Origin of the sequence: Pseudotabrizicola alkalilacus (assembly GCF_003443995.1) — a bacterium.
GTDB lineage: Bacteria > Pseudomonadota > Alphaproteobacteria > Rhodobacterales > Rhodobacteraceae > Pseudotabrizicola > Pseudotabrizicola alkalilacus.
This window is the reverse complement of the sequence record NZ_QWEY01000007.1, coordinates 74,007-99,871: the sequence shown is the minus strand read 5'-3', so window position 1 is coordinate 99,871 and position 25,865 is coordinate 74,007. Positions and strand designations below refer to the sequence as shown.

General features: G+C 64.7%; 20 protein-coding genes. 16 read left to right on the top strand and 4 right to left on the bottom strand.

Features of this window, described 5'->3' with window-relative positions; translation table 11 throughout:
* Positions 1-90: 90 nt before the first annotated feature.
* A complete protein-coding gene (locus D1012_RS13365) occupies positions 91-3,552 on the bottom strand; it encodes a pyruvate carboxylase (RefSeq protein ID WP_118153039.1) in 3,462 nt (1,153 codons plus the stop codon).
* Between the two features lie 228 nt (positions 3,553-3,780).
* Here D1012_RS13365 and D1012_RS13360 point away from each other — a divergent pair, with 228 nt between their 5' ends.
* Positions 3,781-6,159 carry an ATP-dependent helicase gene (locus tag D1012_RS13360; protein ID WP_118153037.1) on the top strand — a complete coding sequence of 793 codons (2,379 nt, stop codon included), beginning with the start codon at positions 3,781-3,783 and terminating at the stop codon, positions 6,157-6,159.
* 80 nt (positions 6,160-6,239) lie between these two features.
* Here D1012_RS13360 and D1012_RS13355 read toward each other — a convergent pair whose 3' ends face one another.
* Complete coding sequence (locus D1012_RS13355) at positions 6,240-7,385, bottom strand: benzoate/H(+) symporter BenE family transporter (protein ID WP_118153035.1); 1,146 nt, start codon at positions 7,383-7,385, stop codon at positions 6,240-6,242.
* A gap of 677 nt (positions 7,386-8,062) precedes the next feature.
* The gene (locus D1012_RS13350; RefSeq protein WP_118153033.1) at positions 8,063-8,278 is read right to left on the bottom strand and encodes a DUF1127 domain-containing protein; all 216 of its coding nucleotides are present in this window, start codon (positions 8,276-8,278) and stop codon (positions 8,063-8,065) included.
* Between the two features lie 255 nt (positions 8,279-8,533).
* Between D1012_RS13350 and D1012_RS13345 the strand changes: the two genes are divergently transcribed.
* From D1012_RS13345 to D1012_RS13275, 14 genes are all read left to right on the top strand, one after another.
* Complete coding sequence (locus D1012_RS13345; RefSeq protein WP_118153031.1) at positions 8,534-9,619, top strand: Mrp/NBP35 family ATP-binding protein; 1,086 nt, start codon at positions 8,534-8,536, stop codon at positions 9,617-9,619.
* Positions 9,620-10,262: 643 nt separating this feature from the next.
* Entirely contained in the window at positions 10,263-10,772 is a 510-nt protein-coding gene (locus D1012_RS13340; protein ID WP_147335699.1) for a division/cell wall cluster transcriptional repressor MraZ, read from the top strand.
* Position 10,773: 1 nt separating this feature from the next.
* Positions 10,774-11,781: a 16S rRNA (cytosine(1402)-N(4))-methyltransferase RsmH gene (rsmH, locus tag D1012_RS13335; protein ID WP_118153026.1), complete on the top strand. Its 1,008-nt coding sequence runs from the start codon at positions 10,774-10,776 to the stop codon at positions 11,779-11,781.
* Positions 11,781-12,143, top strand: a complete 363-nt coding sequence (gene ftsL / locus D1012_RS13330) for a cell division protein FtsL (protein WP_118153024.1) — start codon at positions 11,781-11,783, stop codon at positions 12,141-12,143. The genes rsmH and ftsL overlap by 1 nt, the downstream gene beginning before the upstream one ends.
* Positions 12,140-13,933, top strand: a complete 1,794-nt coding sequence (locus D1012_RS13325; protein ID WP_118153022.1) for a peptidoglycan D,D-transpeptidase FtsI family protein — start codon at positions 12,140-12,142, stop codon at positions 13,931-13,933. Before ftsL ends, D1012_RS13325 begins: the two co-directional genes overlap by 4 nt.
* A gap of 11 nt (positions 13,934-13,944) precedes the next feature.
* Complete coding sequence (locus tag D1012_RS13320) at positions 13,945-15,426, top strand: UDP-N-acetylmuramoyl-L-alanyl-D-glutamate--2,6-diaminopimelate ligase (RefSeq protein WP_118153021.1); 1,482 nt, start codon at positions 13,945-13,947, stop codon at positions 15,424-15,426.
* Positions 15,426-16,874: a UDP-N-acetylmuramoyl-tripeptide--D-alanyl-D-alanine ligase gene (locus D1012_RS13315; RefSeq protein WP_118153019.1), complete on the top strand. Its 1,449-nt coding sequence runs from the start codon at positions 15,426-15,428 to the stop codon at positions 16,872-16,874. Before D1012_RS13320 ends, D1012_RS13315 begins: the two co-directional genes overlap by 1 nt.
* Entirely contained in the window at positions 16,875-17,957 is a 1,083-nt protein-coding gene (gene mraY, locus D1012_RS13310) for a phospho-N-acetylmuramoyl-pentapeptide-transferase (protein WP_118153017.1), read from the top strand. It abuts the gene before it with no gap.
* A 238-nt stretch (positions 17,958-18,195) separates the two neighbouring features.
* Positions 18,196-18,867 (top strand): DUF2161 family putative PD-(D/E)XK-type phosphodiesterase, encoded by a 672-nt coding sequence (locus D1012_RS13305; RefSeq protein WP_118153014.1) that lies wholly within the window; start codon positions 18,196-18,198, stop codon positions 18,865-18,867.
* Positions 18,868-18,891: 24 nt separating this feature from the next.
* Positions 18,892-20,295 carry a UDP-N-acetylmuramoyl-L-alanine--D-glutamate ligase gene (gene murD, locus D1012_RS13300; RefSeq protein ID WP_118153012.1) on the top strand — a complete coding sequence of 468 codons (1,404 nt, stop codon included), beginning with the start codon at positions 18,892-18,894 and terminating at the stop codon, positions 20,293-20,295.
* 691 nt (positions 20,296-20,986) lie between these two features.
* Positions 20,987-22,150, top strand: a complete 1,164-nt coding sequence (ftsW, locus tag D1012_RS13290; RefSeq protein ID WP_118153008.1) for a putative lipid II flippase FtsW — start codon at positions 20,987-20,989, stop codon at positions 22,148-22,150.
* Positions 22,150-23,250, top strand: a complete 1,101-nt coding sequence (locus tag D1012_RS13285) for a UDP-N-acetylglucosamine--N-acetylmuramyl-(pentapeptide) pyrophosphoryl-undecaprenol N-acetylglucosamine transferase (protein ID WP_118153006.1) — start codon at positions 22,150-22,152, stop codon at positions 23,248-23,250. The genes ftsW and D1012_RS13285 overlap by 1 nt, the downstream gene beginning before the upstream one ends.
* The gene (gene murC / locus D1012_RS13280; protein WP_118153004.1) at positions 23,247-24,659 is read left to right on the top strand and encodes a UDP-N-acetylmuramate--L-alanine ligase; all 1,413 of its coding nucleotides are present in this window, start codon (positions 23,247-23,249) and stop codon (positions 24,657-24,659) included. Before D1012_RS13285 ends, murC begins: the two co-directional genes overlap by 4 nt.
* Entirely contained in the window at positions 24,656-24,913 is a 258-nt protein-coding gene (locus D1012_RS13275; RefSeq protein WP_118153002.1) for a DUF2484 family protein, read from the top strand. Before murC ends, D1012_RS13275 begins: the two co-directional genes overlap by 4 nt.
* A gap of 15 nt (positions 24,914-24,928) precedes the next feature.
* On the opposite strand, the gene D1012_RS22820 is transcribed toward D1012_RS13275, so the two are convergent.
* Positions 24,929-25,228: a hypothetical protein gene (locus D1012_RS22820; protein ID WP_199489500.1), complete on the bottom strand. Its 300-nt coding sequence runs from the start codon at positions 25,226-25,228 to the stop codon at positions 24,929-24,931.
* A 232-nt stretch (positions 25,229-25,460) separates the two neighbouring features.
* Between D1012_RS22820 and D1012_RS13265 the strand changes: the two genes are divergently transcribed.
* A complete protein-coding gene (locus D1012_RS13265) occupies positions 25,461-25,844 on the top strand; it encodes a PRC-barrel domain-containing protein (protein ID WP_118152999.1) in 384 nt (127 codons plus the stop codon).
* The last annotated feature ends 21 nt before the right edge of the window (positions 25,845-25,865 follow it).

The window sequence follows — 25,865 nt, the reverse complement described above, 5'->3', positions numbered from 1 at the left end:
CCGACGCATTTTTCGCAAAGACTGGCAAAGGCCCAATGAAAAAAGGCCCCGGCACAGCGCCGGGGCCTTCAAGCTTCTGGAATGCAAGGGTTATTCCAGCTCGATCAGCAGATCTTTTGCGTCGATCTGGCTGCCCGGCTGCACATGCAGCGCCTTGACCACCGCTTCGCGGTCGGCATGTAGCCCGGTTTCCATCTTCATCGCCTCGATGGTCAGCAACAGATCCCCGGCCCGCACCTTCTGCCCCACGGTGACCGCAATGCTGGCCACCGATCCCGGCATCGGCGCACCGATATGGGCGGCGTTGCCTTCGGCCGCCTTTGGCCGCGCGGCGGTCTTCGCCTTGACCGCACGGTTGGGCACCCGGATCACCCGGGGCTGGCCGTTCAGCTCGAAGAACACCTTCACATCGCCGTCTTCCGACACATCGCCCACCGCCTGCAGCCGGATTTCCAGCGTTTTGCCGGGGTCGATCTCGGCGGTGATCTCCTCGCCCGAGGTCATGCCGTAAAAGAAGGTGCGCGTCGGCAAAATCCGCACCGGCCCATACAGCCGGTGGCGGGCGCGGTAGTCCATGAACACCTTGGGATACATCAGGTATCCGTTCAGGTCTTCCTCATCCAGCATTTCGCCATCAGCCTCTTCCTGTCCCAGATGCAGCTCTTGCGAAAGCTTGGCGCGCACCTCGTCCAGATCGACTGCAGGCAGGGTCTTGCCCGGCCGTTCGGTCAGCGGGGTCTCGCCCTTGAGCACCTTTTTCAGAATGCCCTCCGGCCAGCCGCCATGTGGTTGCCCCAGATTGCCGCGCAGCATGTCGGCCACCGAATCCGGAAACGCCAGCTCCACGGCCGGGTCTTCGACCTGCGCCCGGCTCAGCCCCTGCGCCACCATGATCAACGCCATATCGCCCACCACTTTCGACGACGGCGTGACCTTCACAATGTCACCGAACATCTGGTTGGCATCGGCATAGGCCTGCGCCACCTCGGGCCAGCGCTCTTCCAGCCCCAAGGACCGGGCCTGCGCTTTGAGGTTGGTGAACTGGCCACCGGGCATCTCGTGCAGATAGACCTCTGACGCCGGGGCAGGGGTGCCCGATTCGAACGCGGTATATTGCGCCCGCACCTGCTCCCAATAATTGGAAATCTCGCGGATCGCGGCGATATCCAGCCCGGTATCGCGCTCGGTGTGGCGCAGCGCCTCCACAATCGAGCCAAGGCAGGGCTGCGAGGTGCCGCCCGAAAACGCATCCATCGCCGCATCGACCGCATCCACCCCGGCCTCGCAGGCGGCAAACACCGTCGCTGCCGCAGCACCCGAGGTGTCGTGGGTGTGGAAATGCACCGGCAGGCCAATCTCCTGCTTCAGCGTCTTGATCAACACCCGCGCCGCTGCCGGTTTCAACAGTCCGGCCATATCCTTGAGGCCCAGGATATGCGCACCCGCCCCCTTCAGCTCCAGCGCGCGCTCGACATAGTATTTCAGATCGTATTTCGCCCGCGCAGGGTCCAGCAGGTCGCCGGTGTAGCAGATCGTGCCTTCGCAAACCTTGTTCGCCTCCAGCACCGCATCCATCGCCACGCGCATGTTTTCGACCCAGTTCAGCGAGTCGAACACCCGGAACACATCCACCCCGGTCTCAGCCGCCTGTTTCACAAACGCCTGCACCACATTGTCGGGGTAGTTGGTATAGCCCACGCCATTGCTTGCCCGCAGCAGCATCTGCGTCATCAGGTTCGGCATCTGCGCCCGCAGATCGCGCAGCCGCTGCCAGGGGCATTCCTGCAAAAAGCGGTAGGCCACGTCAAACGTCGCCCCGCCCCAGCATTCCACGCTGAAAAGCTGCGGCAGATGGGCGGCATAGGCGGGGGCCACCTTGATCATGTCGATCGACCGCATCCGCGTCGCCAAGAGCGACTGATGCCCGTCGCGCATCGTGGTGTCGGTGATCAGCACCTTTTTCTGCGCCTTCATCCAGTCCGCCACCGCCTGCGGGCCCTTTTGCTCCAGCAGGTTGCGAGTGCCCATCGCTGGTTCCGCCCGCACCTTCGGCGCTTTGGGCGCCTTGGCCTCGGCCGCAGGCTTGGCGCGGCCCACCGTCTCGGGGTGGCCGTTCACGGTGATATCGGCGATATAGGTCAGGATCTTGGTCGCCCGGTCGCGCCGCTTGCGAAAGGCGAACAGGTCGGGCGTCGTGTCGATGAACTTGGTGGTATAGCTGTCATCCAGAAAGGTCGGGTGCTTCAGCAGGTTGATCACGAACTCGATGTTCGTCGCCACCCCCCTGATCCGGAATTCGCGCAAGGCCCGGTCCATGCGTTTGATTGCCTTTTCCGGCGTCTGCGCATGCGCCGTCACCTTGACCAGCAGCGAATCGTAATACCGCGTGATCACCCCGCCCGCGTAAGCCGTGCCGCCATCGAGCCTGATGCCGTTGCCGGTGGCCGAGCGATAGGCCGTCAACCGCCCGTAATCGGGGATGAAATTATTCAGCGGATCTTCGGTCGTGACCCGGCACTGCAGCGCATGACCGTTCAGTTTCACACCGTCCTGCGATGCGACGCCGGTCGCCTCTGCCAGGGTCTTGCCTTCGGCAATCAGGATCTGCGCCTGCACGATGTCGATGCCGGTCACCTCCTCGGTGACGGTATGCTCGACCTGCACGCGCGGGTTCACTTCGATGAAATAGAATTTCTCATCATCCATATCCATCAGGAACTCGACGGTTCCCGCGCATTCGTAATTCACATGGGCACAGATCCTGCGGCCCATCTCGCAGACCTCGGCGCGCTGCGCCTCGGTCAGATACGGGGCAGGGGCGCGCTCCACCACCTTTTGGTTGCGGCGCTGCACGGTGCAATCGCGCTCCCACAGGTGGTAAATCTCGCCATGCTTGTCGCCCAGAATCTGCACTTCGACGTGGCGCGCGCGCTGGATCATCTTTTCCAGATAGCCCTCGCCATTGCCAAATGCCGCCTCGGCCTCGCGCCGCCCTTCGCGTACCTTGGTCTCCAGCTCGTCTTCCGACAGGATCGGCCGCATCCCGCGCCCGCCGCCGCCCCAGCTGGCCTTGAGCATCAGGGGGTAGCCCACCGCCTTTGCCTCGGCCTTGATCGCCGCCATATCCTCGCCCAGAACTTCGGTCGCAGGGATCACCGGCACCCCGGCCTCGATCGCCACCCGCCGCGCAGACGCCTTGTCGCCAAGCGCCCGCATCGTCTCGGCCCGTGGCCCGATGAACGTGATGCCAGCCTGATCGCAGGCCTCGACAAAATCAGGGTTCTCCGACAGCAGGCCATAGCCGGGGTGGATCGCATCGGCGCCGCACATCTTGGCCACGCGGATGATTTCGGAGATCGACAGGTAAGCCCCCACCGGCGACAGCCCCTCGCCGATCCGGTACGCCTCATCCGCCTTGAAGCGGTGCAGCGACAGCTTGTCCTCTTCGGCAAAGACGGCCACGGTTTTCTTGCCCATCTCGTTCGCGGCCCGCATCACGCGGATCGCGATTTCCCCCCGGTTGGCGACAAGAATCTTGCTGAACTCGGGCATGGTCTACTCCATCAAAGACGTGGCAGCGGCGCGGCAAGGGCGCGGCAATCCGCCTCACTCTATTGGTGCCGCACTGCAGCGCAAGGGCGCTCTGTTACCAAACTGCAAAGTTTGCGAAATATGCAGCCAGATGTTTGCACCTGCGAAATCCCGCCTTTCCACAGCGAAAATGTGAACAAGTCACGAACAGACGCTTTTCATCCTGCCAATCCGGCGTATAAATGCGCCATGATCGATTGGGATGAAAACGACGCCTTCGAGGCCGCCGCCGCACCGCAAAACGTGCCGCTTTCGCAACGTGCCATGGCCGCACGGCCTGCGCCCTACCTTGATGACCTGAACCCGGCGCAACGCGCGGCGGTCGAGGCGCTGGATGGCCCGGTGCTGATGCTGGCAGGCGCAGGCACTGGCAAGACCAAGGCGCTGACCAGCCGCATCGTGCATCTTCTGAACACCCAGCGCGCCCGCCCGAATGAGATCCTGTCGGTGACCTTCACCAACAAGGCCGCGCGCGAGATGAAGGAACGCGTCGGCCGCCTGCTGGGGCAAGTGGCCGAAGGCATGCCGTGGATGGGCACCTTCCACTCGCTCTCGGTGAAAATCCTGCGCCGCCACGCCGAACTGGCGGGGCTGAAGCCCAATTTCACCATTCTGGATACCGACGACCAGATCCGCCTGCTCAAACAACTGATCGCCGCCGCCGACATTGACGAAAAACGCTGGCCCGCCCGCATGTTGGCCGGGATGATCGATGGCTGGAAAAACCGCGCGCTGACGCCGATGAACGTGCCGTCAAACGAGGCATCGGGCTTCAACAACATGGGCACCGAGCTTTATGCCGCCTATCAGGACCGTCTGCGCACCCTGAACGCCACCGATTTCGGCGACCTGCTGCTGCATTGCGTCACCATCTTTCAGGCCCACCCCGATGTGCTGGGCCAGTATCAGCGCTGGTTCCGCTACATTCTGGTCGATGAGTATCAGGATACCAACGTCTGCCAATACCTCTGGCTGCGTCTGCTGGCGCAATCGCACAAGAACATCTGCTGCGTCGGCGATGATGACCAGTCGATCTACGGCTGGCGCGGGGCCGAGGTCGGCAATATCCTGCGGTTCGAAAAGGATTTCCCCGGCGCGACCGTGATCAAGCTGGAGCAGAACTACCGCTCCACCGCCCATATCCTCGCCGCCGCCTCCGGTGTCATCTCTGCCAACAAGGGCCGTTTGGGCAAAACACTGTGGACGGCGGGTGAGCCGGGCGAAAAGGTCCGCCTGATCGGCCATTGGGACGGCGAGGAAGAGGCGCGCTGGATCGGCGAAGAGGCCGAGGCGCTGCAGCGCGGCACCCGTGGCCTTGATCCGGTCAGCCTGGATCATCAGGCGATTCTGGTGCGTGCCTCGCACCAGATGCGCGCGTTCGAAGATCGTTTCCTCACCATCGGTCTGCCCTACCGTGTCATCGGCGGCCCCCGCTTTTACGAGCGTCTCGAAATCCGTGACGCCATGGCCTATTTCCGCCTCGCCGTCTCGCCCGAGGATGATCTGGCCTTCGAGCGCATCATCAACACCCCCAAACGCGGCTTGGGCGACAAGGCGCAGGGCGACATCCAGCGACTTGCCCGCGCTGCTGGCGTGCCCCTGCTCGACGGCGCGCGCGAAGCGGTGGCCAAGGCCACCATCGGCGGCAAGGGCGGCGGTCAGTTGCGCCAGTTTGTCGAAGGCGTCGATCGCTGGCATCAGGTCACGCTCAACCCCGATTACAACCACATCGCGCTGGCCGAACAGATCCTCGACGAATCCGGCTACACCACCATGTGGCAAAACGACAAGACACCCGAGGCACCGGGGCGGCTCGACAACCTCAAGGAACTGGTCAAGGCGCTGGAACAGTTCGACAATCTGCAAGGCTTTCTCGAACACGTCAGCCTGATCATGGACAATGAGACCGAAGAGGCGTCCGAAAAAATCTCGATCATGACCCTGCATGCCGCCAAGGGCCTGGAATTCCCTGTGGTCTTTCTGCCGGGCTGGGAAGACGGGTTGTTCCCCAGCCAGCGCAGCATGGATGAATCCGGTCTGAAGGGCATCGAGGAGGAACGCCGTTTGGCCTATGTCGGCATCACCCGGGCTGAGCGCATTTGCACGATCTCCTTCGCCTCCAACCGGCGGGTGTATGGCCAGTGGCAAAGCCAGCTGCCCTCGCGCTTCATTGACGAGCTGCCGTCCGATCATGTCGAGGTGCTCACCCCCCCCGGCCTTTACGGCGGCGGCTACGGTGCCGCCGCGCCCGTGGGCTTCGGCTCCGGGCTGGAGGAGCGGGTGTCAAAGGCTGATGTCTACAACTCCCCCGGCTGGCGCAGGTTGCAGGCGGGCCAGTCCAACCGCCCGGTGCAGCAGCCAAAAGAATCGCGCCACGTCACCATCGACGCCGAGGCGATTTCCGCCTTCACCATCGGCGACCGGGTGTTTCACCAGAAATTCGGCTACGGCAAAGTCACCGACATCGAAGGCGACAAGCTCGACGTTGATTTCGAACACGCGGGCCCCAAGAAACTCGTCGCCCGCTTCGTCATCCCGGCCGCGCAAGTGGATGACGTGCCGTTCTGACGGCGGTTCATCCTGACCTGCCTTTGGCCATTCATCCTGGCAAAAATACTCAAATCCCACCGCAGCCCAAAACGCCGCCCTCAGCCGCGCCTGACCCGCTCCAGCCCGTAGATCACCAACCCCGCGACCAGCCCCCAGAACGCAGCCCCCACGCCCAACACCACCACGCCGGACCCGCCGACGGCCAGCGTGATCGTCGCCGCAAACCGTGTCTCCACCGTGGCAAACGCCCCCGTCAGCGCGCCCATCAGCGGCCCCAGCAGCGCCAGTGCCACCAGCGCCACCATCACCTGCGGCGGCAAAGCGCCCAGCAGCACCAAAATCGCCGGCGAGCACAGCCCCAGCACAACCCAGGCCGCCGCATAGGCCAGGCCGACCTTCCAGCGCTGGTCACGGTCCGGGTGCACATCATCGCCCATGCAGATCGCGGCCGTGATGGCGGCCATGTTGATCGTATGCGCGCCAAACAGCGCCGACACGGCGGAAATCCCGCCGGTCACCGCCAGCGCCCGCGTCACCGGCGGCTGATAGCCTGCCGCCCGCATCACCGCGAATCCCGGCAGGTTCTGGCTCGCCATCGTCACCAGATAGAGCGGCAGACCCAGCCCGATCAGCACGCCGATATTCCACTCCGGCATCACGAACACCGGGGCAGGGGCGGGAAAGGCCAGCGCGGGCAACAGCGCAGCCCCGGTGCCAAAGGCCAAAGCCACCCCAGCCGCCAAAGCAGCCAGCACCGCCAGCGCCGGATTCCACAGCCGTACCAGCGCAAACACCGCGACCATCGGCAGCACCAGCCCCGGTGCCGCCTCGGCCGCCCCCGCACCGCGCAGGCAGAACGGCAGCAAAACCCCCGCCAGCATCGCCGCGGCAATGCCATCGGGGATAGACGCCACCAGCCGACCCAAGGGTCGCACCGCTGCGGTCAGCGCCACCAGCCCGCCCGCCAGCACAAAGGCCCCGACCGCCTCGGGCATGGTGATTCCGGTTGTCGCCGCTATCAGCGCGGCCCCTGGCGTGGACCAAGCCAGCACCACCGGCACCCGGTTCCACGCCGACAGCCAGGCCGAACCCACCGCCTTGGCCAGCGAAATCGCCAGCACCCAGCTTGCGGTCTGGCCCGCATCCGCGCCCACCGCCAAAGCCGCCGCCAGCACCAGCGCGATGGTCGAGCCATAGCCGACCAGCGCCGCGACAACGGCTGCTGAAATCAAGGAAATCCGCATAACACCCCCGTTTGCCGCGACTATTCCGGCCAAACCCGGCAACCGCAAGCCCTGAAAATGAAAACGGCGACGCCCAGGGAGGAGGAGGGGCGCCGCCGCATCATTCACGACCAACCCCAGGGAGGAGGAGGGGGCCGGCGTATCCGGGAACCCGAACCCCAGGGAGGAGGAGGGGGTGCCGGGTTCCGCTTTTCAATCCGACCCCAGGGAGGAGGAGGGGGTAGGACCGAACTTTGGTGGGCGCTTCCGCGCCCGGAATTCGGGCGCGGCGACCCCAGGGAGGAGGAGGGGGCCGCCGCTGATCCGACCGGCTCAGGGAGGAGGAGGAGCCGTTCGAACTGGGGTGAGGGTTGAACCCTCGAATTTCGGGCGCGGCGACCCCAGGGAGGAGGAGGGGGCCGCCGCTGATCCGACCGGCTCAGGGAGGAGGAGGAGCCGTTCGAACTGGGGTGAGGGGCAAACCCGGATGGTCCGGCCCTCGAATGATCCGCGGCACCCTCAGGGAGGAGGAGAGAGGGTGCCGCTGTTCCGACCGGCCTCAGGGAGGAGGAGGAGACCGCTCGTATCAGATAGGAGCGCGTGCTCCGGTTTAAAGGGCGTCGGTATCAGGGAGGAGGTTGATACCGACGCTTTTGCTACAGACCCCAGGGAGGAGGAGGGGGTCTCGCAAAGAAAATTCACTTGCCGTAAGCGGCCTCGTTGGCGACACGGGTGATCATGGCGCGGTGAATGCCCAGATCAGCCAGCTCGCGGTTCGACAGTGCCTGCAGTTCACGGACAGTCAGTTTGAACACCCGGCGCCGCTCCAGAGCGACGCGAATGGTTTTGACAATGGCCGCAGCCCGGTCAGCAATGCCGTAGGAAGCGGCACGCGAGGAGTTTACATAAGCCATAGCACTCTAGCCTCTTGGTTCAGGTCAGTTGCAGCGTTCTGCCGCGTTGTTAGGGGTAACATGGGGCAAATGCTGCAACTGCACAATAGCCCTGATGCGCAATGCTGCCATGCAGCAGTCGCATGGCTAAACGTCACGGAAACGTCATTAATAACAGCGGCTTCGCGCAAAATTTGAGCATTTGGTCAAGCAATCCTTGAGCTTTGCTGCAAAGACCGCAACTGTGCTGCAACGACAGGCAAAAGGAAAACAACAATGGGTGTCTCGCGCGATGATGTGATGGCGGCTCTGGCAGGAATCAGGCTGCCGGATGGCGGAAGCCTTGTGTCTCAGGACATGATCCGGGCGCTCACGCTGGACGAATCCCCCGGCGGAACCACGGTGCGCTTCGTGATCGAGGCCCCCAGCCCCGAGCTTGCCCGCCAGATTTCCCCCCTGCAGCCGCTGGCCGAATCGGCCGTGCGTGCGCTGCCGGGTGTTCTCTCGGTCCAGGCCGTCACCACCGCCCATGGTCCCGCCGCCAAACCTGCCGCGCCCAGCCTGAAAATCGGCCAACATCCCACGCCGCAACAGGGCGGGCCGCAAAAACTGACCGGCATCGACCGCATCATCGCCATCGGCTCGGGCAAGGGCGGGGTTGGCAAGTCCACCGTATCGTCAAACCTCGCCGTGGCCCTTGCCCGGCAAGGCCGGCGCGTCGGCCTTTTGGATGCCGATATCTACGGCCCCAGCCAGCCCCGGATGATGGGCGTCAACCGCCGCCCCGCCAGCCCGGATGGCAAGATCATCGAACCCATCGTCGCGCATGGCGTCACCATGATGTCGCTTGGCCTGATGCTCAAGGATGACGAGGCGGTGATCTGGCGCGGCCCGATGATCATGGGGGCCTTGCAGCAACTGCTCACGCAGGTCGCGTGGGGCGAGCTGGATATCCTGCTCATCGACCTGCCCCCCGGCACCGGCGACATTCAGCTGACCCTGTGCCAGCGCACCCAGCTGACCGGCGCGATTGTGGTCTCGACCCCGCAGGATGTGGCGCTGATTGATGCACGCAAGGCACTTGATATGTTCCTCAAGCTGAAAACCCCGGTGCTGGGGCTGATCGAGAACATGTCCACCTTCTGCTGCCCCAACTGCGGGCACGAGACGCAGATCTTTGGCCATGGCGGGGTCAAGGCCGATGCCGCGCGCCTTGATCTGCCGTTCCTGGGCGAGTTGCCCCTGACCCTCGCGGTCCGGCAGGCGGGCGACAGCGGCACCCCGATCGCCGCCACCGACGCGCCCGAGGCCGAAGCCTATGCCCGCCTCGCCCACCGCCTGATCGCGGGTGGCATGGCCTGACCCTTAGCGCAGCGGCGGGATCGGCCGGGAAAGGCTGATCACGCCGAATCACGCAACCGGGATTTTCTGGGAAACCGGGGTGAAAGCCCCGGTTTCTTGCGTTTCCGGGTCATCTCCCTGTCACATATGACCATTTTTCGTGGCCCCTCCGCGCACAGGTTGGTAAACTTTTCACGCCAGGCCGGGAAATGCTGGGAAAAAATGTCCTTACTACATTTAGCGTTCACGCGGACGTTACCGCCCATAATTCACTGCATATTGTCCAGAGAACGGTCTAGATGCTGTTGCAGTCATGCCGCAGCAGCCTCAGTGACCAACCTTTGCCCGAAAATTCCCGTTGCTTCCCAGCTAATCCCATGGCATCCCTTGTTACATCGAAACGGGCAGTACGAACAGCAGCGGCAGCTTCAAGACCGCAAACAGGCGAAACAGTCAGGCTTCATACAGGCAACCCGTTTAGACAACACAGATCCGGCGCGCGAGCGAGCAGACATCTCCCCCAGGTGGCGCGCGTAGCTGGACGCCCAGCGATGGGACAGGCGGCGGATCGAGCAGTGGCAGCAGCTCGGTCCGCCGTATTCATTTCAGGCTCCTGCTTCGGGGCCGGCAACGACGGAAAGGGACGGGCGCAAGCTCAGGCAATATGTCGGACATGTTTCGCGGTGAATACTACCAAAAGGTAGATTCCAAAGCCCGGGTCTTGATCCCGGCACCGTTTCGACGTGTCCTTGACGCCGGAGATCCCCGCACCTCTGACACCCCCCGCACCCGTATGGTCATCGTCTATGGCGGCAAAAGCCGCCAGTTCTGCGACTGCTATTCGATGGCGGGCGCCGATGCGCTGGCCCGCTGGGTTGAATCCATTCCCCAAGGCAGCAAAGACCGGATCAAGGCCGAACGTGATCTGGTCACCCGCTCCGCCACTGTGGACATTGATGACGATGGCCGCATTGTCCTGCCCGGCCCGGTCCGTGAAAAACTGGGCATCACCCCTGAGATGATCAAAGAGGGCGTCGAATCCGCCCTTGCCGGTGCGACTGACCGCTTCTCGCTGTGGCGTGGCGATGTCTACCGCGACGTGTTCGACGAAGATGATGATGATGACGGCGAAGATGCCCTTGCGGTGGTTGGCCGTTACCCAAAGGTCGGGTGAGATGGCAGAGACAGGCGATCAGCAACAGGGTCGCGCCCCCCATATCCCGGTGCTCTTGCGCCCCATTCTCGACCTCTGCGCGCCGATTGGCGGGCTGTGGCTGGATGGCACCTTCGGGGCAGGGGGCTATGCCCGCGCGCTGCTCGATGCCGGGGCCGATGTGATCGGCGTGGACCGTGACCCGATGGCGCTGGACATGGCGCAAAGCTGGCGTGGCACCTATGGCGACCGGTTGACGCTGGTGGCGGGCACCTTTTCCAACCTTGACCAGTATAGTGACACGCCCTTGGATGGCGTTGTGCTCGATCTTGGCGTCAGCTCGATGCAACTCGATCAGGCCGAGCGCGGTTTTTCCTTCATGAAAGACGGCCCGCTTGACATGCGCATGTCGCAAGACGGCCCTTCTGCCGCCGATCTGGTCAACACCGCTGATGAGACCCGGCTGGCCGATATCCTGTATCACTACGGCGAGGAACGCGCCTCGCGCCGGATCGCCAAATCCATTGTCGAGCATCGCAGCCGCGCCCCGATTGAAACCACCCTGCAGCTGGCCGAGATCGTCGCCCGCTGCCTGCCGCGCCCCAAGCCGGGCCAAAGCCACCCGGCGACCCGCAGCTTTCAGGCGATCCGCATCGCGGTGAACACAGAATTCACCGAACTGGCCGAAGGGCTGATGGCCGCCGAACGCGCGCTCAAACCCGGCGGGCTGCTGGCCGTGGTCAGCTTCCATTCGCTCGAAGATCGCATCGTCAAACGCTTTTTCCAGCTGGCCTCCGGCACCGAACCCAACACCAACCGCTACGCGCCGCAATCCACCCTGAACACCGCGCGGTTTGACATCGTGACCAAACGCGCGGTCGGCCCCGATGACCGCGAGCTCGATGAAAACCCCCGCTCCCGCTCGGCCAAACTGCGCATTGGCCGCCGCACCACAGCGCCCGCCCAGACCCTCGATCCGCAGGCCCTCGGCCTGCCGGAACCGCCGCCTCAGAAGAAAGGACGCCGCTGATGCGCCCCGTCATCTATGTGCTGTCCTTCATCGCCGTGCTTGGCCTTGGATTCTGGGCCTACCGTGAGCATTACGATACCCGTCAGGCCCTGCGCGAAGTCTCTGCGCTCAATTCCGAAATCGCCGGTCTGCGCGAGGCGCTTGCCCTTCAACGCGCCGAATGGGCCTATCTGAACCGTCCGGCCCGCCTGCGTGAACTCGCCTCGCTCAACTTTGAACGTCTGGGCCTGATGCCGCTGGAGCCGACCCAATTCGGCGATGCCGCCAACCTGTCCTACCCGGCGGTTGAAGAATTCTTCGGCGATATCAACAACTCCGTCATGGTCAACGGTCAGCTGAACGCGCAGGAGGAACCGCTATGACCCGCACCCCCCTCCGCCCGCTTGCCCGGATTCTCAAAGCCCGCGCCCAGGGCGAAAACCCCGATGTGATCGAGCGCGAAAATCTGCGCCTGCGCCATGAGCAGATGCGCGATGCCTCGCGCACCCGCGCCGAAGTGCGCCTGCTGATCCTTGGGTTCTCGTTTTTTGTGGCCTTCTCCGCCATCGGTATCCGCATGGGCGCACTGTCGGCCAGCGAAGCCGCCGAGCCGCGATCATTGGCCTCGGGGGCCGAGATCCTTGCCCAACGCGCCGATATCACCGACCGCAACGGTCGCGTGCTGGCCACCAACATGCTGACCCACGCGCTGTATGCGCATCCCAAAGATATGGTCGACCCGCCCCGCGTCGCCGCCGAACTGGCCGCAATCTTCCCTGAGCTGAAAGCCGATGATCTGACCCGCCGTTTCACAGATGGTCGCAGCTTCATCTGGCTGCGCAAGGTGCTCAGCCCAGAGCAGATGCAGCAGGTCCACGACATCGGCGATCCCGGCCTGTTGTTCGGCCCGCGTGAGATGCGGCTTTACCCCAACGGCACGCTTGCCGCGCATATCCTTGGCGGCTCTTCCTTCGGTGCCGAAGGCGTGCATTCCGCCGAAGTCATCGGCACTGCAGGGGTCGAGCGCGCAATGGATGCCCGCCTGCGCGATCCGGCGCTGGTCGGTACTCCGCTGGAACTGTCGATCGACCTGACCGTGCAGGCCGCAGTCGAGGAAATCCTCGACGCCGGCATCACCATGATGAACGCCAAGGGCGGCGCCGCCATCATCATGGATGTGAAAACCGGCGAGATTCTGTCGCTGGCCAGCCTTCCCGCCTTTGATCCCAACAACCGCCCCAACCCGGTGCTGCCGAAAGATGCCGAACCGGGCGACAGCCCGCTGTTCAACCGCGCGGTGCAGGGCGTCTACGAACTCGGCTCCACCTTCAAGATCTTTGCTGCCGCTCAGGCGATGGAACTCGGCCTTGTCGGGCCTGACACCATGGTGGATGCCAACGCGCCGATGCAATGGGGCAAGCACCGCATCAAGGAATTTCAGGGCAAGAACTACGGCCCCCTGTTGTCGGTCACCGATGTCATGGTCAAATCCTCCAACGTCGGCACCGCCAAGATGGCGCTGCAGATCGGCGGGTTGCGCCAGCAGGCCTTTCTCAAATCGCTGGGCTTTTTCGAGGCCACCCCGGTCGAGCTGACCGAAGCCCCCGGCGCGCGGCCCCTGCTGCCCGCCCGCTGGCCCGAAATCGTCACCATCACCACCTCTTACGGCCACGGCATGTCGGCCAGCCCGCTGCACCTCGCCACGGCTTATGCGACCATCGCCAACGGGGGAATCACCGTAAAGCCGACCCTGATGAAACAGACCGGCCCGCGCCCCGGCACCCGCGTCATGCGCGAAGATGTGGCCGATGCCGCCGTGTCGATGTTACGGCAGGTGGTGACACGCGGCACCGCCAGCATGGCCGAAGTGCCGGGCTACGAGGTGGCGGGCAAAACCGGCACCGCCGACAAGCCCAAACGCACCGGCGGCTATTACAAGGACAAGGTGATCAACACCTTCGCCTCGGTCTTCCCGGCTTCTGACCCCCGCTATGTCGTGCTGGTCACCCTTGATGAACCCGTGGAAACCTCTGGCACCGAGCCGCGCCGCACCGCTGGCTGGACCTCGGTTCCGGTCGCGGCCGAGATCACAAGACGCATCGCGCCCCTGCTGGGCATCCGGCCAATGGTTGAAGCTCCCCCCGCGGATAGGCTAACAGCCGTGCGGAACTGAGGGGACATGACATGGCACCGCATCCGGCAACGCGCCGCGCGACACTGGCAGATCTTGGGCTGACCCCAAGGGCAGGGGCGAACCCTGCCATCATCGGCATCACGGCAGACAGCCGGGCCGTGCAGCCCGGCTTTCTCTTTGCCGCGCTGCCGGGCAGCCGGTTGCATGGCGCAACCTTTGCCGCCACCGCGATTGAACAGGGGGCCAACGCCATCCTGACCGACAGCGCAGGCGCGCGCCTGTTGCCGCCCGGCCCGGTCTCGGTCGTCGTGGTCGAAGACGCGCGTGAGGCCTTCGCCCGCGCCGCCTCGCTCTGGTTCGGCGCGCAGCCCGCCCGCATGGTCGCCGTCACCGGCACCAATGGCAAAACCTCGGTGGCCACCTTCACCCGCCAGATCTGGGAAGCGCTGGACCATCCCGCCATCAACATCGGCACCACCGGGGTCGAGGGCGCATGGACCGCGCCATCAGCCCACACCACCCCCGACGCGTTCACCCTGCACGCGATGCTCGCCGCCGCCGCCGAGGCCGGTGTTACCCATGGCGCGATGGAGGCGTCTTCCCACGGTCTCGACCAGCGCCGGATGGATGGCGTGCGCCTCTGCGCCGCCGGGTTCACCAACCTGACGCAGGATCATCTGGACTATCACCACACGATGGAGGCCTATCTTGAGGCCAAAGCCGCGCTGTTCACCCGGCTGTTGCCCGATGATGCTGTGGCCGTGGTCAACCTGAATGGCGCGCACGGCTCGGATATTGTCGAGCTGTGCCTTGACCGGGGCCTGCCCACCATGACCATCGGTCACGGGCAGGGGGCCGACCTGCGCCTGTTGTCGCAGCGCTATGATGCCACCGGGCAGGATCTGCGCTTTTCCTGGCAAGGCCAGCCCTATATGACCCGCCTCAACCTCGTCGGCGGGTTTCAGGCCGAAAACGTGGCCCTTGCCGCCGGTCTCGCCATCGCCTCCGGCGATGACCCACAAGCCGTCTTCGCCACCCTGCCGAAACTGACCGGCGTGCGCGGCCGCATGCAGCTTGCCGCCACCCGCACCAATGGCGCGGCGGTTTATGTCGATTACGCCCACACCCCCGACGCCATCGAAACCGCGCTCAAGGCGCTGCGTCCGCATGTCATGGGCCGCATCATCATCGTCTTCGGCGCAGGCGGTGACCGCGACACCACCAAACGCCCGCTGATGGGGGCTGCCGCTGCCGCGCATGCCGATGTGCTGTTCGTCACCGATGACAACCCGCGCGGCGAAGACCCGGCCACCATCCGCGCCGCGATCATGGCCGCCTGCCCGGACGCGACCGAAGTGGGCGACCGCGCCGAAGCCATCCTGCGCGGCGTCGATGCGCTGCAACCCGGCGACGCCCTGCTGATCGCGGGCAAGGGGCACGAGACCGGCCAGACCATCGCGGGGCAGGTCTATCCGTTTGACGATGTGGAACAGGCCAGCGTCGCCGTTGCTGCCCTTGATGGGGTGATCTGATGCCAGCCACACCGCTCTGGACCTCCGCCGATGCCGTTACCGCCACCGGCGGTACAACCACCGCCACATGGCAGGCCAATGGCGTCTCGATCGACACCCGCACCCTGCAGCCCGGCGAGTTGTTCGTGGCGCTGAAAGATGTGCGCGACGGCCACGACTTTGTGGCGCAGGCCCTGTCCAAAGGCGCCGCCGCCGCCCTTGTCACCCACCGCCCTGCAGACGTGACCGAGGATGCACCGCTGCTGATCGTGCCCGATGTGCTGCAAGCGCTTGAACGCTTAGGCACCTTCGCCCGCGCCCGCACGCAGGCCAAGGTCGTCGGCGTCACCGGATCGGTTGGCAAGACCAGCACAAAGGAAATGCTGCGCGCCATCCTGGGCGGGCAGGGCAGGGTGCATGCCGCCGAGGCCAGCTATAACAACCACTGGGGCGTGCCGCTGACCCTCGCGCGGATGCCGCCCGACACCGACTTTGCGGTGATCGAAATCGGCATGAACCACCCCGGAGAGATTGCGCCCCTCGCCCGCATGGCGCAGCCGCATGTGATCCTGATCACCACCGTCGGTGCGGCGCATCTGGAGGCATTTGCCGATGTCGCGGCCATCGCCCATGAAAAAGCCGCGATCATGGATGGCCTGATCCCCGGCGGCACCGCCATTCTCAACGCTGACCTGCCCACCACGCCGATCCTGCTGGCCAAAGCCTCATCCGTCGGTGCAAGCACCTACCTCTTCGGCACCAGCCCCGGCGCACAGTACCACATGGACCACGCCGACATCACCGACGACGCCACTGTGGCCCGCGCCACCCGCAATGGCGCACCTGTGCTGTTCAAGGTCCGCACCCCCGGCAAGCACTTCGCGCTCAACGCGCTCGGCGCGCTGGCCGTCGCCGATGCGCTCGGCTGCGATGCCACCATCGCCGCCTGCGACATCGGCAACTGGCAGCCGCCCAAAGGGCGCGGCACGCGCGAAACCATCCTGCTTGACCGCGTGGACGAGACCAGCTTTCAGCTGATCGACGACGCCTTCAACGCCAACCCCGCCTCGATGGCCGCCAGCCTCGATGTGCTCATCGCCGCCCAGCCCGAAAACGGCGTCGGCCGGGTCGGTCAGGGCCGCCGCATCGCCATTCTCGGCGACATGCTGGAGCTTGGCCAGACCGAGGCCGCGCTGCACGCCGCCATCGCCCGCCATCCGGGCCTGTCCGCGATCCACACCATCCACTGTGTCGGCCCGCGCATGCGCGTCCTGCACGCCGCCCTCCCGCTCCGCCAGCGCGGCGACTGGGTGGAAACCGCCGCCGCGCTCGTCCCCCGTGCCCGCCAACTCGTCGATGCGGGCGACATCGTGCTGGTCAAAGGCTCCAAAGGCTCCAAGGTCAGCCTCGTCGTTGACGCCCTGCGCAAAATGGCCCAAGGCACCGCCCCAACAGAAGGGACCGCGTAAATGTTGTATCTGCTGACAGAATTCTCCGCCGGGGGGGATTTCTTCAACCTGTTCCGCTACATCACCTTCCGCGCTGGCGGGGCCTTTCTGACCGCGCTGATCTTTGGGTTCATGTTCGGCCAGCCCCTGATCAACATCCTGCGCCGCAAGCAGGGCAAGGGCCAGCCGATCCGCGATGACGGCCCGGCCAGCCATTTCGCCAAGGCCGGCACCCCCACCATGGGCGGCCTCCTGATCCTGTCGGCGCTCCTGGTCTCCACCCTGCTGTGGGCCCGGCTCGACAACCCCTATGTCTGGATTGTCCTGCTGGTCACCATCGCCTTTGGCCTGATCGGCTTTGCCGATGATTATGCCAAGGTCACCAAACAGACCACCAAGGGCGTCTCGGGCAAGGTCCGCTTTTCTGCAGGGCTGATCATCGCGGCGCTGGCCACCTTTGCCGCCGCCAGCTTTCACCCCTCGGGTCTGACCAACCAGCTCGCCTTTCCGTTTCTGAAAGACCTGCTGCTGAACATGTCGTTCTTCTTCGTGCCCTTCGGCATGATCGTTATCGTCGGGGCCGCCAATGCGGTCAACCTGACCGACGGGCTCGATGGCCTAGCCATCATGCCGGTGATGATCGCCGCAGGCACCTTCGGGGTGATCGCCTATGTGGTCGGCAACTTCAATTACACCGATTACCTCGGCGTCCATTTCGTCCCCGGCACCGGGGAACTCCTCATCTTCTGCGCCGCCCTGTTCGGCGGCGGCATGGGTTTTTTGTGGTACAACGCCCCCCCGGCCGCCGTGTTCATGGGCGACACCGGCAGCCTCGCTTTGGGCGGAGCACTGGGAGCCATCGCCGTCTGCACCAAGCATGAAATCGTGCTCGCCATCGTCGGCGGGTTGTTCGTGGTCGAGGCGCTCTCGGTGATCATTCAGGTGCTCTACTTCAAACGCACCGGCAAACGCGTGTTCCTGATGGCCCCGATCCACCACCATTTCGAGAAAAAGGGCTGGGCCGAACCCCAGATCGTGATCCGCTTCTGGATCATCAGCCTGATCCTCGCCCTGATCGGCCTCGCCACGCTGAAGGTGCGGTAAGCCCTCCCGGTCTCATTTTCTGTCCGAAAATATCCCACGGGGGTCCGGGGGTGTGAAACCCCCGGTGCAACGCCAGCCACAAATGCCGCCGTTCACACTCCGGCGCTTGCGCCACCTACGGGTAGGGCGGGGTTCACCCCGCCACCCCTTGCCCCCAAATCTTAACAACCCCTTAATCCCACACCCCCAACCCCTTGAAATCACTCACTCCATATCCCTGTAACACAGTGGGCACCCTTTGAAAGAGTCCGACCTCTACCCCCCGGTCAAGGCCTTCCTTGAGGCGCAGGGATATACCGTCAAGGCCGAGGTCGGTGCGGCCGATGTGATGGCCTGCCGTGACCCGGACCCGCCGCTGATCGTGGAGCTCAAGACCGCCCTCAACCTGCCGCTGATCCTGCAGGGCGTGGCGCGGCAGGGGCTGTTTGACCATGTCTACCTCGCCGTACCCCAGCCCGCCAAATGGACCCACCGCTACCGCGACCTGATCGCCCTGCTGCGCCGCCTCGGCCTCGGCCTGCTGACCGTCCGCGAGGGCACCGTCGAGCCCCACCTCGACCCCGCCCCCTATCAGCCGCGCAAGAACGCGGCCAAAGCCGGGCGGCTGCTGCGCGAGTTCCACAAGCGGCAGGGCGACCCCAACATCGGCGGCACCACAAGGGTGAAGCGGGTGACCGCCTACCGTCAGGATGCCCTGCGCCTCGCCGCTGCCCTTGCCGCGCTGCCAGACGGCACCAGCCCCGCCACGCTTGCCAGGGCCACCGGCATCCTCAGGGCCGGGGCGATCCTGCGGGACAATCACTACGGCTGGTTCGATCACCCGGCCAAGGGCCGCTACAGCCTGTCGCCCGCCGGGCATGCAGCGCTTGCCGCCCCCTTTCCAGATGCCGCCGGTTCCCCTATCCCGTGAGGGTCAGATCAGAAGGGGCGGCAGATGATTCCAGTCAAGGGCTACGCAGGCGCAAAGGTCGCCGTTCTGGGCCTCGGCCGCTCCGGCCTCGCCACCGCCCGCGCGCTGATCGCGGGCGGGGCAGAGCCGCTGTTGTGGGACGACAGCCCCGAGGCGCGCGACAAGGCGGAGGCCGAGGGCTTCACCCTCACCGATCTGGGCCGGGCCAACGCCTTTGACGGCGTGACCAGCCTGATCACCAGCCCCGGCATCCCGCACCTCTACCCCGCCCCGAACAAGATCCTCGCCCGCGCGCTGGAGGCAGGGGTGCCGGTGGACAATGACATCGGCCTGTTCTTCCGCAGCTTTGCCGCCTCGGACTGGGATGATTTCGAGACCATGCCGCGCGTGGTCTGCGTGACCGGCTCGAACGGCAAGTCCACCACCACCGCGCTGATCCACCACATTCTGGAGGTGGCGGGGCGGCCAGTGCAGATGGCGGGCAACATCGGCAAGGGGGTGTTGTCGATTGATCCGGCGCAGGATGGCGAGGTGGTGGTGCTGGAGCTGTCCAGCTACCAGACCGACCTTGCCCGGGCGCTGACGCCGGATGTGGCGGTCTTCACCAACCTGTCGCCCGACCATCTGGACCGGCATCACGGCATGGGCGGCTATTTTGCCGCCAAGCGACGGCTGTTTTCCGAGGGCGGGCCAGACCGCGCGGTGATCGGCGTGGATGAGGTCGAGGGCCAGTTTCTGGCCAATCAGATGGGCATGGGGCCGCAGGACGACCGGGTGATCCGGATCTCGTCGGGGCAAAAGCTGGACCAGTTCGGCTGGAGCGTCTTTGCCCGCAAGGGATTCCTGTCGGAATGGCGCAAGGGGCGGCAGGTGGCGAGCATCGACCTGCGCGAGGTGTCGGGTCTGCCGGGTGCCCACAACCACCAGAACGCCTGTGCCGCCTATGCGGCGTGCCGGGCGCTGGGGATTGCGCCGAAAATGATCGAGGGCGCGTTCGGCTCGTTCGCCGGGCTGCCGCACCGCAGCCAACTGGTGGGCGAGCGCGGCGGGGTGCGGTTTGTCAACGACTCCAAGGCCACCAATGTCGACAGCGCGGCCAAGGCCTTGCAGGCGTTCCCGCGCATCCGCTGGATTGCGGGCGGGATGGGCAAGGACGGCGGGATTACGGCGCTGCAGCCGCACCTTGGCGCGGTGGTAAAGGCCTATCTGATCGGCCATTCGGCCCGCGACTTTGCGCTGCAGCTGGGCAAGACCCCGCATGAGATCTGCGAGACCATGGCGCAGGCCGTGGCCCGGGCGGCGGCCGAAGCCGAGGCGGGCGAGGTGGTGCTGCTGGCCCCGGCGGCGGCCAGCTTTGACCAGTACCCGAACTTTGAAAAGCGGGGCGACGATTTTGTGGCGCAGGTGCAGGCGCTGATCGGCGGCTGAGGCACCTGAGGGCTGAGGAAGAGCCTCCGGCGGGAGTATTTGGCAAGCAGCAATGCCGGGCATGTAACACTGCGGGAAGCGCGGTATGATCCTTTGGAATCAAGGGATTGGCTGTGTTGGCTTAAGGCATTTTTAACGAATTGATCTTGGGGCGCGGTGCGTTTCACGCTCTCTGCAGGCGCTGTGTCGGGGAGATTGGGAGGCCTGCCCGAAGCCCTATCACGCTGCAATCTGGGCCTGTCGTGCGGTCTGTTCGGCATGCGGGCTCGCCTCTGGTGGTCAAGGGTGCAGGCGCGATCCGTGGCGGGCTGCGTCGCGATCCTGCGGTGGCAGGGCATAGGGATCAGCATCCGGTGATGCGCCTGTTGTCATTTTCTGTCTCCAAATATCCCGGGGGTCCGGGGGCTGGCCCCCGGTTCTGCCAAAGCCACAGGCGCGCCCTCTGGCAGTCTTGCCACCGAGGGGCTGCAGGGCCGATGGCGATGTCTCCGGCGGGCGTATTTGGCAAGGGGGCAAGCCATGGCGTCAGGGGAGGGCCGGGCTGCGCAATCCAAGAGAGCGGCGCGTCCGCGGCGATGTCGGGCGCCGCGGCGCAGCTTTCCGCTGGCTTTGCGGCGCGTTCTTGGTTAGAGTTTGAGACAGACCCGGCAAACGGGCAATCGGCAGAGCAGACGTTACAGGCGGTTTTCCCATGACTGAAATGGTCTATGGCTCCAGTCCCGTTCGGGTGACAGAGCCGGTGTTGCCCCGCTGGTGGCGCACCATCGACAAATGGTCGCTGACGGCCATCATGGTGCTGTTTGGCATCGGATTGCTGCTGGGCCTTGCCGCGAGCGTGCCGCTGGCCAGCCGCAACGGGCTGAATGATTTCTATTATGTGCAGCGACAGGCCGTGTTTGGCGTGATCGCGCTGCTGGCGATGGCCGGGGTGTCGATGATGCCGCCGGTGATGATCCGCCGTCTGGGCGTGATCGGCTTTGCCGGGGCCTTTGTGGCGCTGATGCTGCTGCCGTTCTTTGGCACCGATTTTGGCAAGGGCGCGGTGCGCTGGTTCAGTTTTGGCTTTGCCTCGGTGCAGCCGTCGGAGTTTCTCAAGCCCGGTTTCATGGTGATAGTCGCCTGGATGATGGCGGCCAGTCAGGATCTGAACGGGCCGCCCGGCAAATCGGTGTCGTTCGGTCTGACCTTTGTGGTGGTGATGCTGCTGGCGATCCAGCCCGATTTCGGTCAGGCGGCGCTGATCCTGTTCGGCTGGGGGGTGATCTACTTCGTGGCCGGGGCTCCGATCACGCTGATCGGCATCATTCTGGGGCTAGTCACCTTTGGTGGCACGATCGCCTATGAAAGCTCGGAGCACTTTGCCCGGCGGATCGACGGCTTTCTGAACCCCGAGATCGACCCGCGCAGCCAGATCGGCTATGCCACCAACGCCATTCAGGAGGGCGGCTTTTTTGGCGTCGGCGTCGGCGAGGGGCAGGTGAAATGGACCCTGCCCGATGCGCACACCGATTTCATCATCGCAGTGGCGGCCGAGGAATACGGGCTTATTCTGGTGCTGGTCATTCTGGCGCTGTACGGCACCATCGTCGTGCGCAGCCTGTTCCGGCTGATGCGCGAGCGGGATCCGTTCATCCGGCTGGCGGGCACCGGGCTTGCCTGTATCTTTGGGGTGCAGGCGATGATCAACATGGGGGTGGCGGTGCGGCTGTTGCCCGCCAAGGGGATGACGCTGCCCTTTGTCAGCTATGGCGGGTCGTCGGTGATTGCGGCGGGCATCACGGTGGGGATGCTGCTGGCCTTGACGCGCACGCGCCCACAAGGTGAGATTGGTGATATCCTCCGCAGGGGGCGCTGATGGCACAGGGAAAGCTGCTTTTGATCGCAGCCGGTGGCACCGGGGGGCATATGTTCCCCGCGCAGGCGCTGGCCGAGGCGATGGTGCGTCGGGGCTGGCGGGTGAAGCTGTCGACCGATGCGCGCGGCGCGCGCTATGCGGGCGGTTTTCCGCATGTGGTGGCGGTGGAGCAGGTGGCCTCGGCCACCTTTGCGCGCGGTGGTGTGCTGGCCAAGGCTGCTGTGCCGTTCCGCATCGCGGGCGGTGTGCTGGGGGCGGTGGTGGCGCAGATTCGCGACCGGCCTGCGGTGGTGGTGGGGTTCGGCGGTTATCCGACGATCCCGGCGCTGGCGGCCGCCTGGGTGTTGCGGCGGCCGCGGATGATCCATGAGCAGAACGGGGTGCTGGGGCGGGTCAATCAGCTGTTTGCGCCCCGGGTCGACACCGTGGCCTGCGGCACCTGGCCCACCGACCTGCCCGAAGGGGTGACCGGCGTGCATACCGGCAACCCGGTGCGGCTGGCGGTGCTGGACCGGGCAGGGGCGGGGTATATCGCGCCCGGCGACTATCCGATGTCTTTGGTGGTGATCGGCGGATCACAGGGCGCGCGGATCTTGTCGGAGGTGGTGCCGGTGGCGGTGGCGATGCTGCCCGATGCGATCCGGCGCAATCTGCGCGTGGCGCATCAGGCGCGGGCCGAGGATCTGGACCGCGTGGTGGACGCCTATGCGCAGGCGGGCATCCGGGCCGAGGTGAAGCCGTTTTTCAGCGACATTCCGGCGCGCTTGTCAGAGGCGCAGCTGGTGATCTCGCGCGCGGGGGCGTCGTCGATTGCTGACATTTCGGTGATCGGGCGTCCGGCGATCCTGATCCCCTATGCGGCGGCGACCGGCGACCATCAGGCCGCCAATGCGCGCGGGCTGGCGGCGGCGGATGCCGCAATTGTGATCCCGGAAAAGGTGCTTGACGCGGAAAGCCTCAGCGGCCACATGGCGGCGGTGCTGTCGCAACCCGACGCCGCCAACCGGATGGCCGCCAATGCCTTGTCGCAGGGTCGTCCCGATGCCACCGAACGTCTGGTGGCGCTTGTCGAAGCCCTCGCAGAAGGAGCCCCGCAATGAATGCGGCCACAAAACTTCCCCTTGAACTGGGGCCGATCCATTTTGTCGGGATCGGCGGCATTGGCATGTCAGGCATTGCCGAAGTTCTGATGACGCTGGGCTATACCGTGCAGGGGTCGGATTCCAAGGCCAGCAAGATTACCGACCGGCTGGTGTCGCTGGGCGCCACGGTTTTTGAGGGGCAGGCGGCGGAGAATATCGGCGCTGCTGCGGTGATCGTGATTTCTTCGGCCATCAAGAAGGGCAATCCGGAGCTGGAAGAGGCGCGGCGGCGCAAGTTGCCGGTGGTGCGCCGGGCCGAGATGTTGGCGGAACTGATGCGGATGCGGTCCAACATTGCGGTCGCGGGCACGCATGGCAAGACCACCACGACGACGATGGTGGCGACGCTGCTGGACAAGGGCGGGTTTGATCCGACCGTCATCAACGGCGGGGTGATCCATTCTTATGGGTCCAATGCCCGCGCCGGGGCTGGCGAGTGGATGGTGGTGGAGGCGGACGAGTCTGACGGCTCGTTCAACCGCCTGCCGGCGACGATTGCGATTGTCACCAATATCGACCCCGAGCATATGGAGCATTGGGGCAGCTTTGACGCGTTGCGCAAAGGCTTCCTCGATTTCGTGTCGAACATTCCGTTTTACGGGCTGGCGGTGTGTTGCACCGATCATGCCGAGGTGCAGGCGCTGGTGGGCCGGGTGGCGGATCGTCGGATCGTGACCTTTGGCTTCAACGCGCAGGCCGATGTGCGGGCGGTGAACCTGAGGTTCGAAAATGGCAGCGCCTTGTTCGATGTGCTGCTGAACAACGAGGACGAAGGTTCGAAAATTGAAGGTTGCGTGCTGCCGATGCCCGGCGATCACAACGTGTCGAACGCGTTGTCGGCGATTGCGGTGGCCCGGCATCTGGGGATGAAGAAGGACGAGATCCGCGAGGCTTTGGCCGGGTTCGCCGGGGTCAACCGACGCTTTACCAAAGTGGCCGAGGTGAATGGCGTGACCATCATCGACGACTACGGCCACCACCCGGTCGAAATCGCGGCGGTGCTGCGCGCGGCGCGGCAATCGACCAAGGGTCGGGTGATCGCGGTGCATCAGCCGCACCGATACAGCCGGTTGTCGAGCCTGTTCGAAGATTTCTGCACCTGCTTTAACGAGGCAGATGTGGTTGCGATTTCAGAGGTTTACGCGGCAGGAGAAGAGCCAATTCCGGGGGCCAGTCGCGATGATCTGGTGGCCGGGCTGATTGCCCATGGCCATCGCCACGCCCGCGCGGTGATGGATGAGGCCGATCTGGCGCGGCTGTTCCGCGAACAGGCGCGGCCGGGCGATATCTTTGTGTGCCTTGGGGCCGGTACGATCAGCACCTGGGCCAACAACCTGCCCGCCAAGCTGGTCGGGAAAGCGGCATGACCCCGGCGCTGACAGCCGCGCTGTTGTGGCTGGTGGTGGCAAATGTCATCGCCATGTTTCCCAGCAAGGATCACCACTGGCGCGCGGCCTATGTGCTGATCGCCATCGGCATCCCGCTGGTCGGTTGGGTCACCGCGCAAAGCGGCCCTATCTGGGGACTGGTGATACTGGCGGCGGGGGCCAGCGTGTTGCGCTGGCCGTTGATCCACTTCTGGCGCTGGCTGAAGGGACGGAACGGCACCCCGGCGGAGTGATCCGCCGGTTTTGCGTTATGCCCGCCCCTGATCCGGGGCCGGGGGGTAGGGTTCGGCGCGGCGCGGGTCAACTTCGCGAATCGAGGCGCTGGGGTCCATCGTCGGGCTTTCTGGGCGCGGAAGTGGCGTGGTGGCGCGCATGCGCCGGGTGCTCCACAACCCGAAGGGAATGCCCCCGGCAAGGCCGATGATGCCTGCAACGGCAAAGAGCTGCCAGCCGTACAGCCCTGCAGTCAGGCCGGCGATGACGGCGACACCGGCAAAGCAACCGACGGCAAGCGGAACAACGGTGGAACGCAAGTATGGGAAGGCCATGGCTTTCTCCTTTGCTTCTGATTGTACTTTTGAATTTATCTTCAACGACAACGCCGCGTTGTGCGGAGGGGTTCCGGGGAAACCGGGTGATTTGTCTTTGAATGGGAAGAATGACCCTGACTTCGGGGAAAGCACAGGAAAGCTGGAACCTCTGAGCGGTTCGGTTGTTTACCTAGCATCTGGCAGACAGATGGCCACCCTTGGCCGCGTCTGCGTAAAAGGAGGACTTGCGATGCAAACCCAAACCTATGCTGACACCACGTCGACCCGTGCGGCCGGAAATTCATTGATTTCTGGCAAAACCATTCAGGGCACCCGCGTTTATAGCCCGGCTGGGGATGAGCTGGGCCATATTGACGATGTGATGATCGACACGTCTTCGGGTAAAGCCGTGTATGGCGTGCTGGAATTCGGCGGCTTTCTGGGAATTGGCAGCGATCACCACGCCATCCCGTTCGGCAAGCTGAACTACGACACGGCGCGTGAAGGCTATGTCACTGACCTGACCAAAGAGCAGCTTGAGAATGCGCCGAAACAGGACGCAAGCTGGCGTGAAAACCGCGACTGGCAGCAGCGCAGCCACGAATACTATGGTGTGGCCCCTTACTGGCTGTAAGGCGCACTAACGCGAAAGGCT

Excerpts from the sequence above, each read along its gene's own strand:
- D1012_RS13365 (WP_118153039.1), bottom strand. The coding sequence starts at position 3,552 with ATGCCCGAGTTCAGCAAGATTCTTGTCGCCAACCGGGGGGAAATCGCG.
- D1012_RS13360 (WP_118153037.1), top strand. The coding sequence starts at position 3,781 with ATGATCGATTGGGATGAAAACGACGCCTTCGAGGCCGCCGCCGCACCG.
- D1012_RS13355 (WP_118153035.1), bottom strand. The coding sequence starts at position 7,385 with ATGCGGATTTCCTTGATTTCAGCAGCCGTTGTCGCGGCGCTGGTCGGC.
- D1012_RS13350 (WP_118153033.1), bottom strand. The coding sequence starts at position 8,278 with ATGGCTTATGTAAACTCCTCGCGTGCCGCTTCCTACGGCATTGCTGAC.
- D1012_RS13345 (WP_118153031.1), top strand. The coding sequence starts at position 8,534 with ATGGGTGTCTCGCGCGATGATGTGATGGCGGCTCTGGCAGGAATCAGG.
- D1012_RS13340 (WP_147335699.1), top strand. The coding sequence starts at position 10,263 with ATGTCGGACATGTTTCGCGGTGAATACTACCAAAAGGTAGATTCCAAA.
- rsmH (WP_118153026.1), top strand. The coding sequence starts at position 10,774 with ATGGCAGAGACAGGCGATCAGCAACAGGGTCGCGCCCCCCATATCCCG.
- ftsL (WP_118153024.1), top strand. The coding sequence starts at position 11,781 with ATGCGCCCCGTCATCTATGTGCTGTCCTTCATCGCCGTGCTTGGCCTT.
- D1012_RS13325 (WP_118153022.1), top strand. The coding sequence starts at position 12,140 with ATGACCCGCACCCCCCTCCGCCCGCTTGCCCGGATTCTCAAAGCCCGC.
- D1012_RS13320 (WP_118153021.1), top strand. The coding sequence starts at position 13,945 with ATGGCACCGCATCCGGCAACGCGCCGCGCGACACTGGCAGATCTTGGG.
- D1012_RS13315 (WP_118153019.1), top strand. The coding sequence starts at position 15,426 with ATGCCAGCCACACCGCTCTGGACCTCCGCCGATGCCGTTACCGCCACC.
- mraY (WP_118153017.1), top strand. The coding sequence starts at position 16,875 with ATGTTGTATCTGCTGACAGAATTCTCCGCCGGGGGGGATTTCTTCAAC.
- murD (WP_118153012.1), top strand. The coding sequence starts at position 18,892 with ATGATTCCAGTCAAGGGCTACGCAGGCGCAAAGGTCGCCGTTCTGGGC.
- ftsW (WP_118153008.1), top strand. The coding sequence starts at position 20,987 with ATGACTGAAATGGTCTATGGCTCCAGTCCCGTTCGGGTGACAGAGCCG.
- D1012_RS13285 (WP_118153006.1), top strand. The coding sequence starts at position 22,150 with ATGGCACAGGGAAAGCTGCTTTTGATCGCAGCCGGTGGCACCGGGGGG.
- murC (WP_118153004.1), top strand. The coding sequence starts at position 23,247 with ATGAATGCGGCCACAAAACTTCCCCTTGAACTGGGGCCGATCCATTTT.
- D1012_RS13275 (WP_118153002.1), top strand. The coding sequence starts at position 24,656 with ATGACCCCGGCGCTGACAGCCGCGCTGTTGTGGCTGGTGGTGGCAAAT.
- D1012_RS22820 (WP_199489500.1), bottom strand. The coding sequence starts at position 25,228 with ATGGCCTTCCCATACTTGCGTTCCACCGTTGTTCCGCTTGCCGTCGGT.
- D1012_RS13265 (WP_118152999.1), top strand. The coding sequence starts at position 25,461 with ATGCAAACCCAAACCTATGCTGACACCACGTCGACCCGTGCGGCCGGA.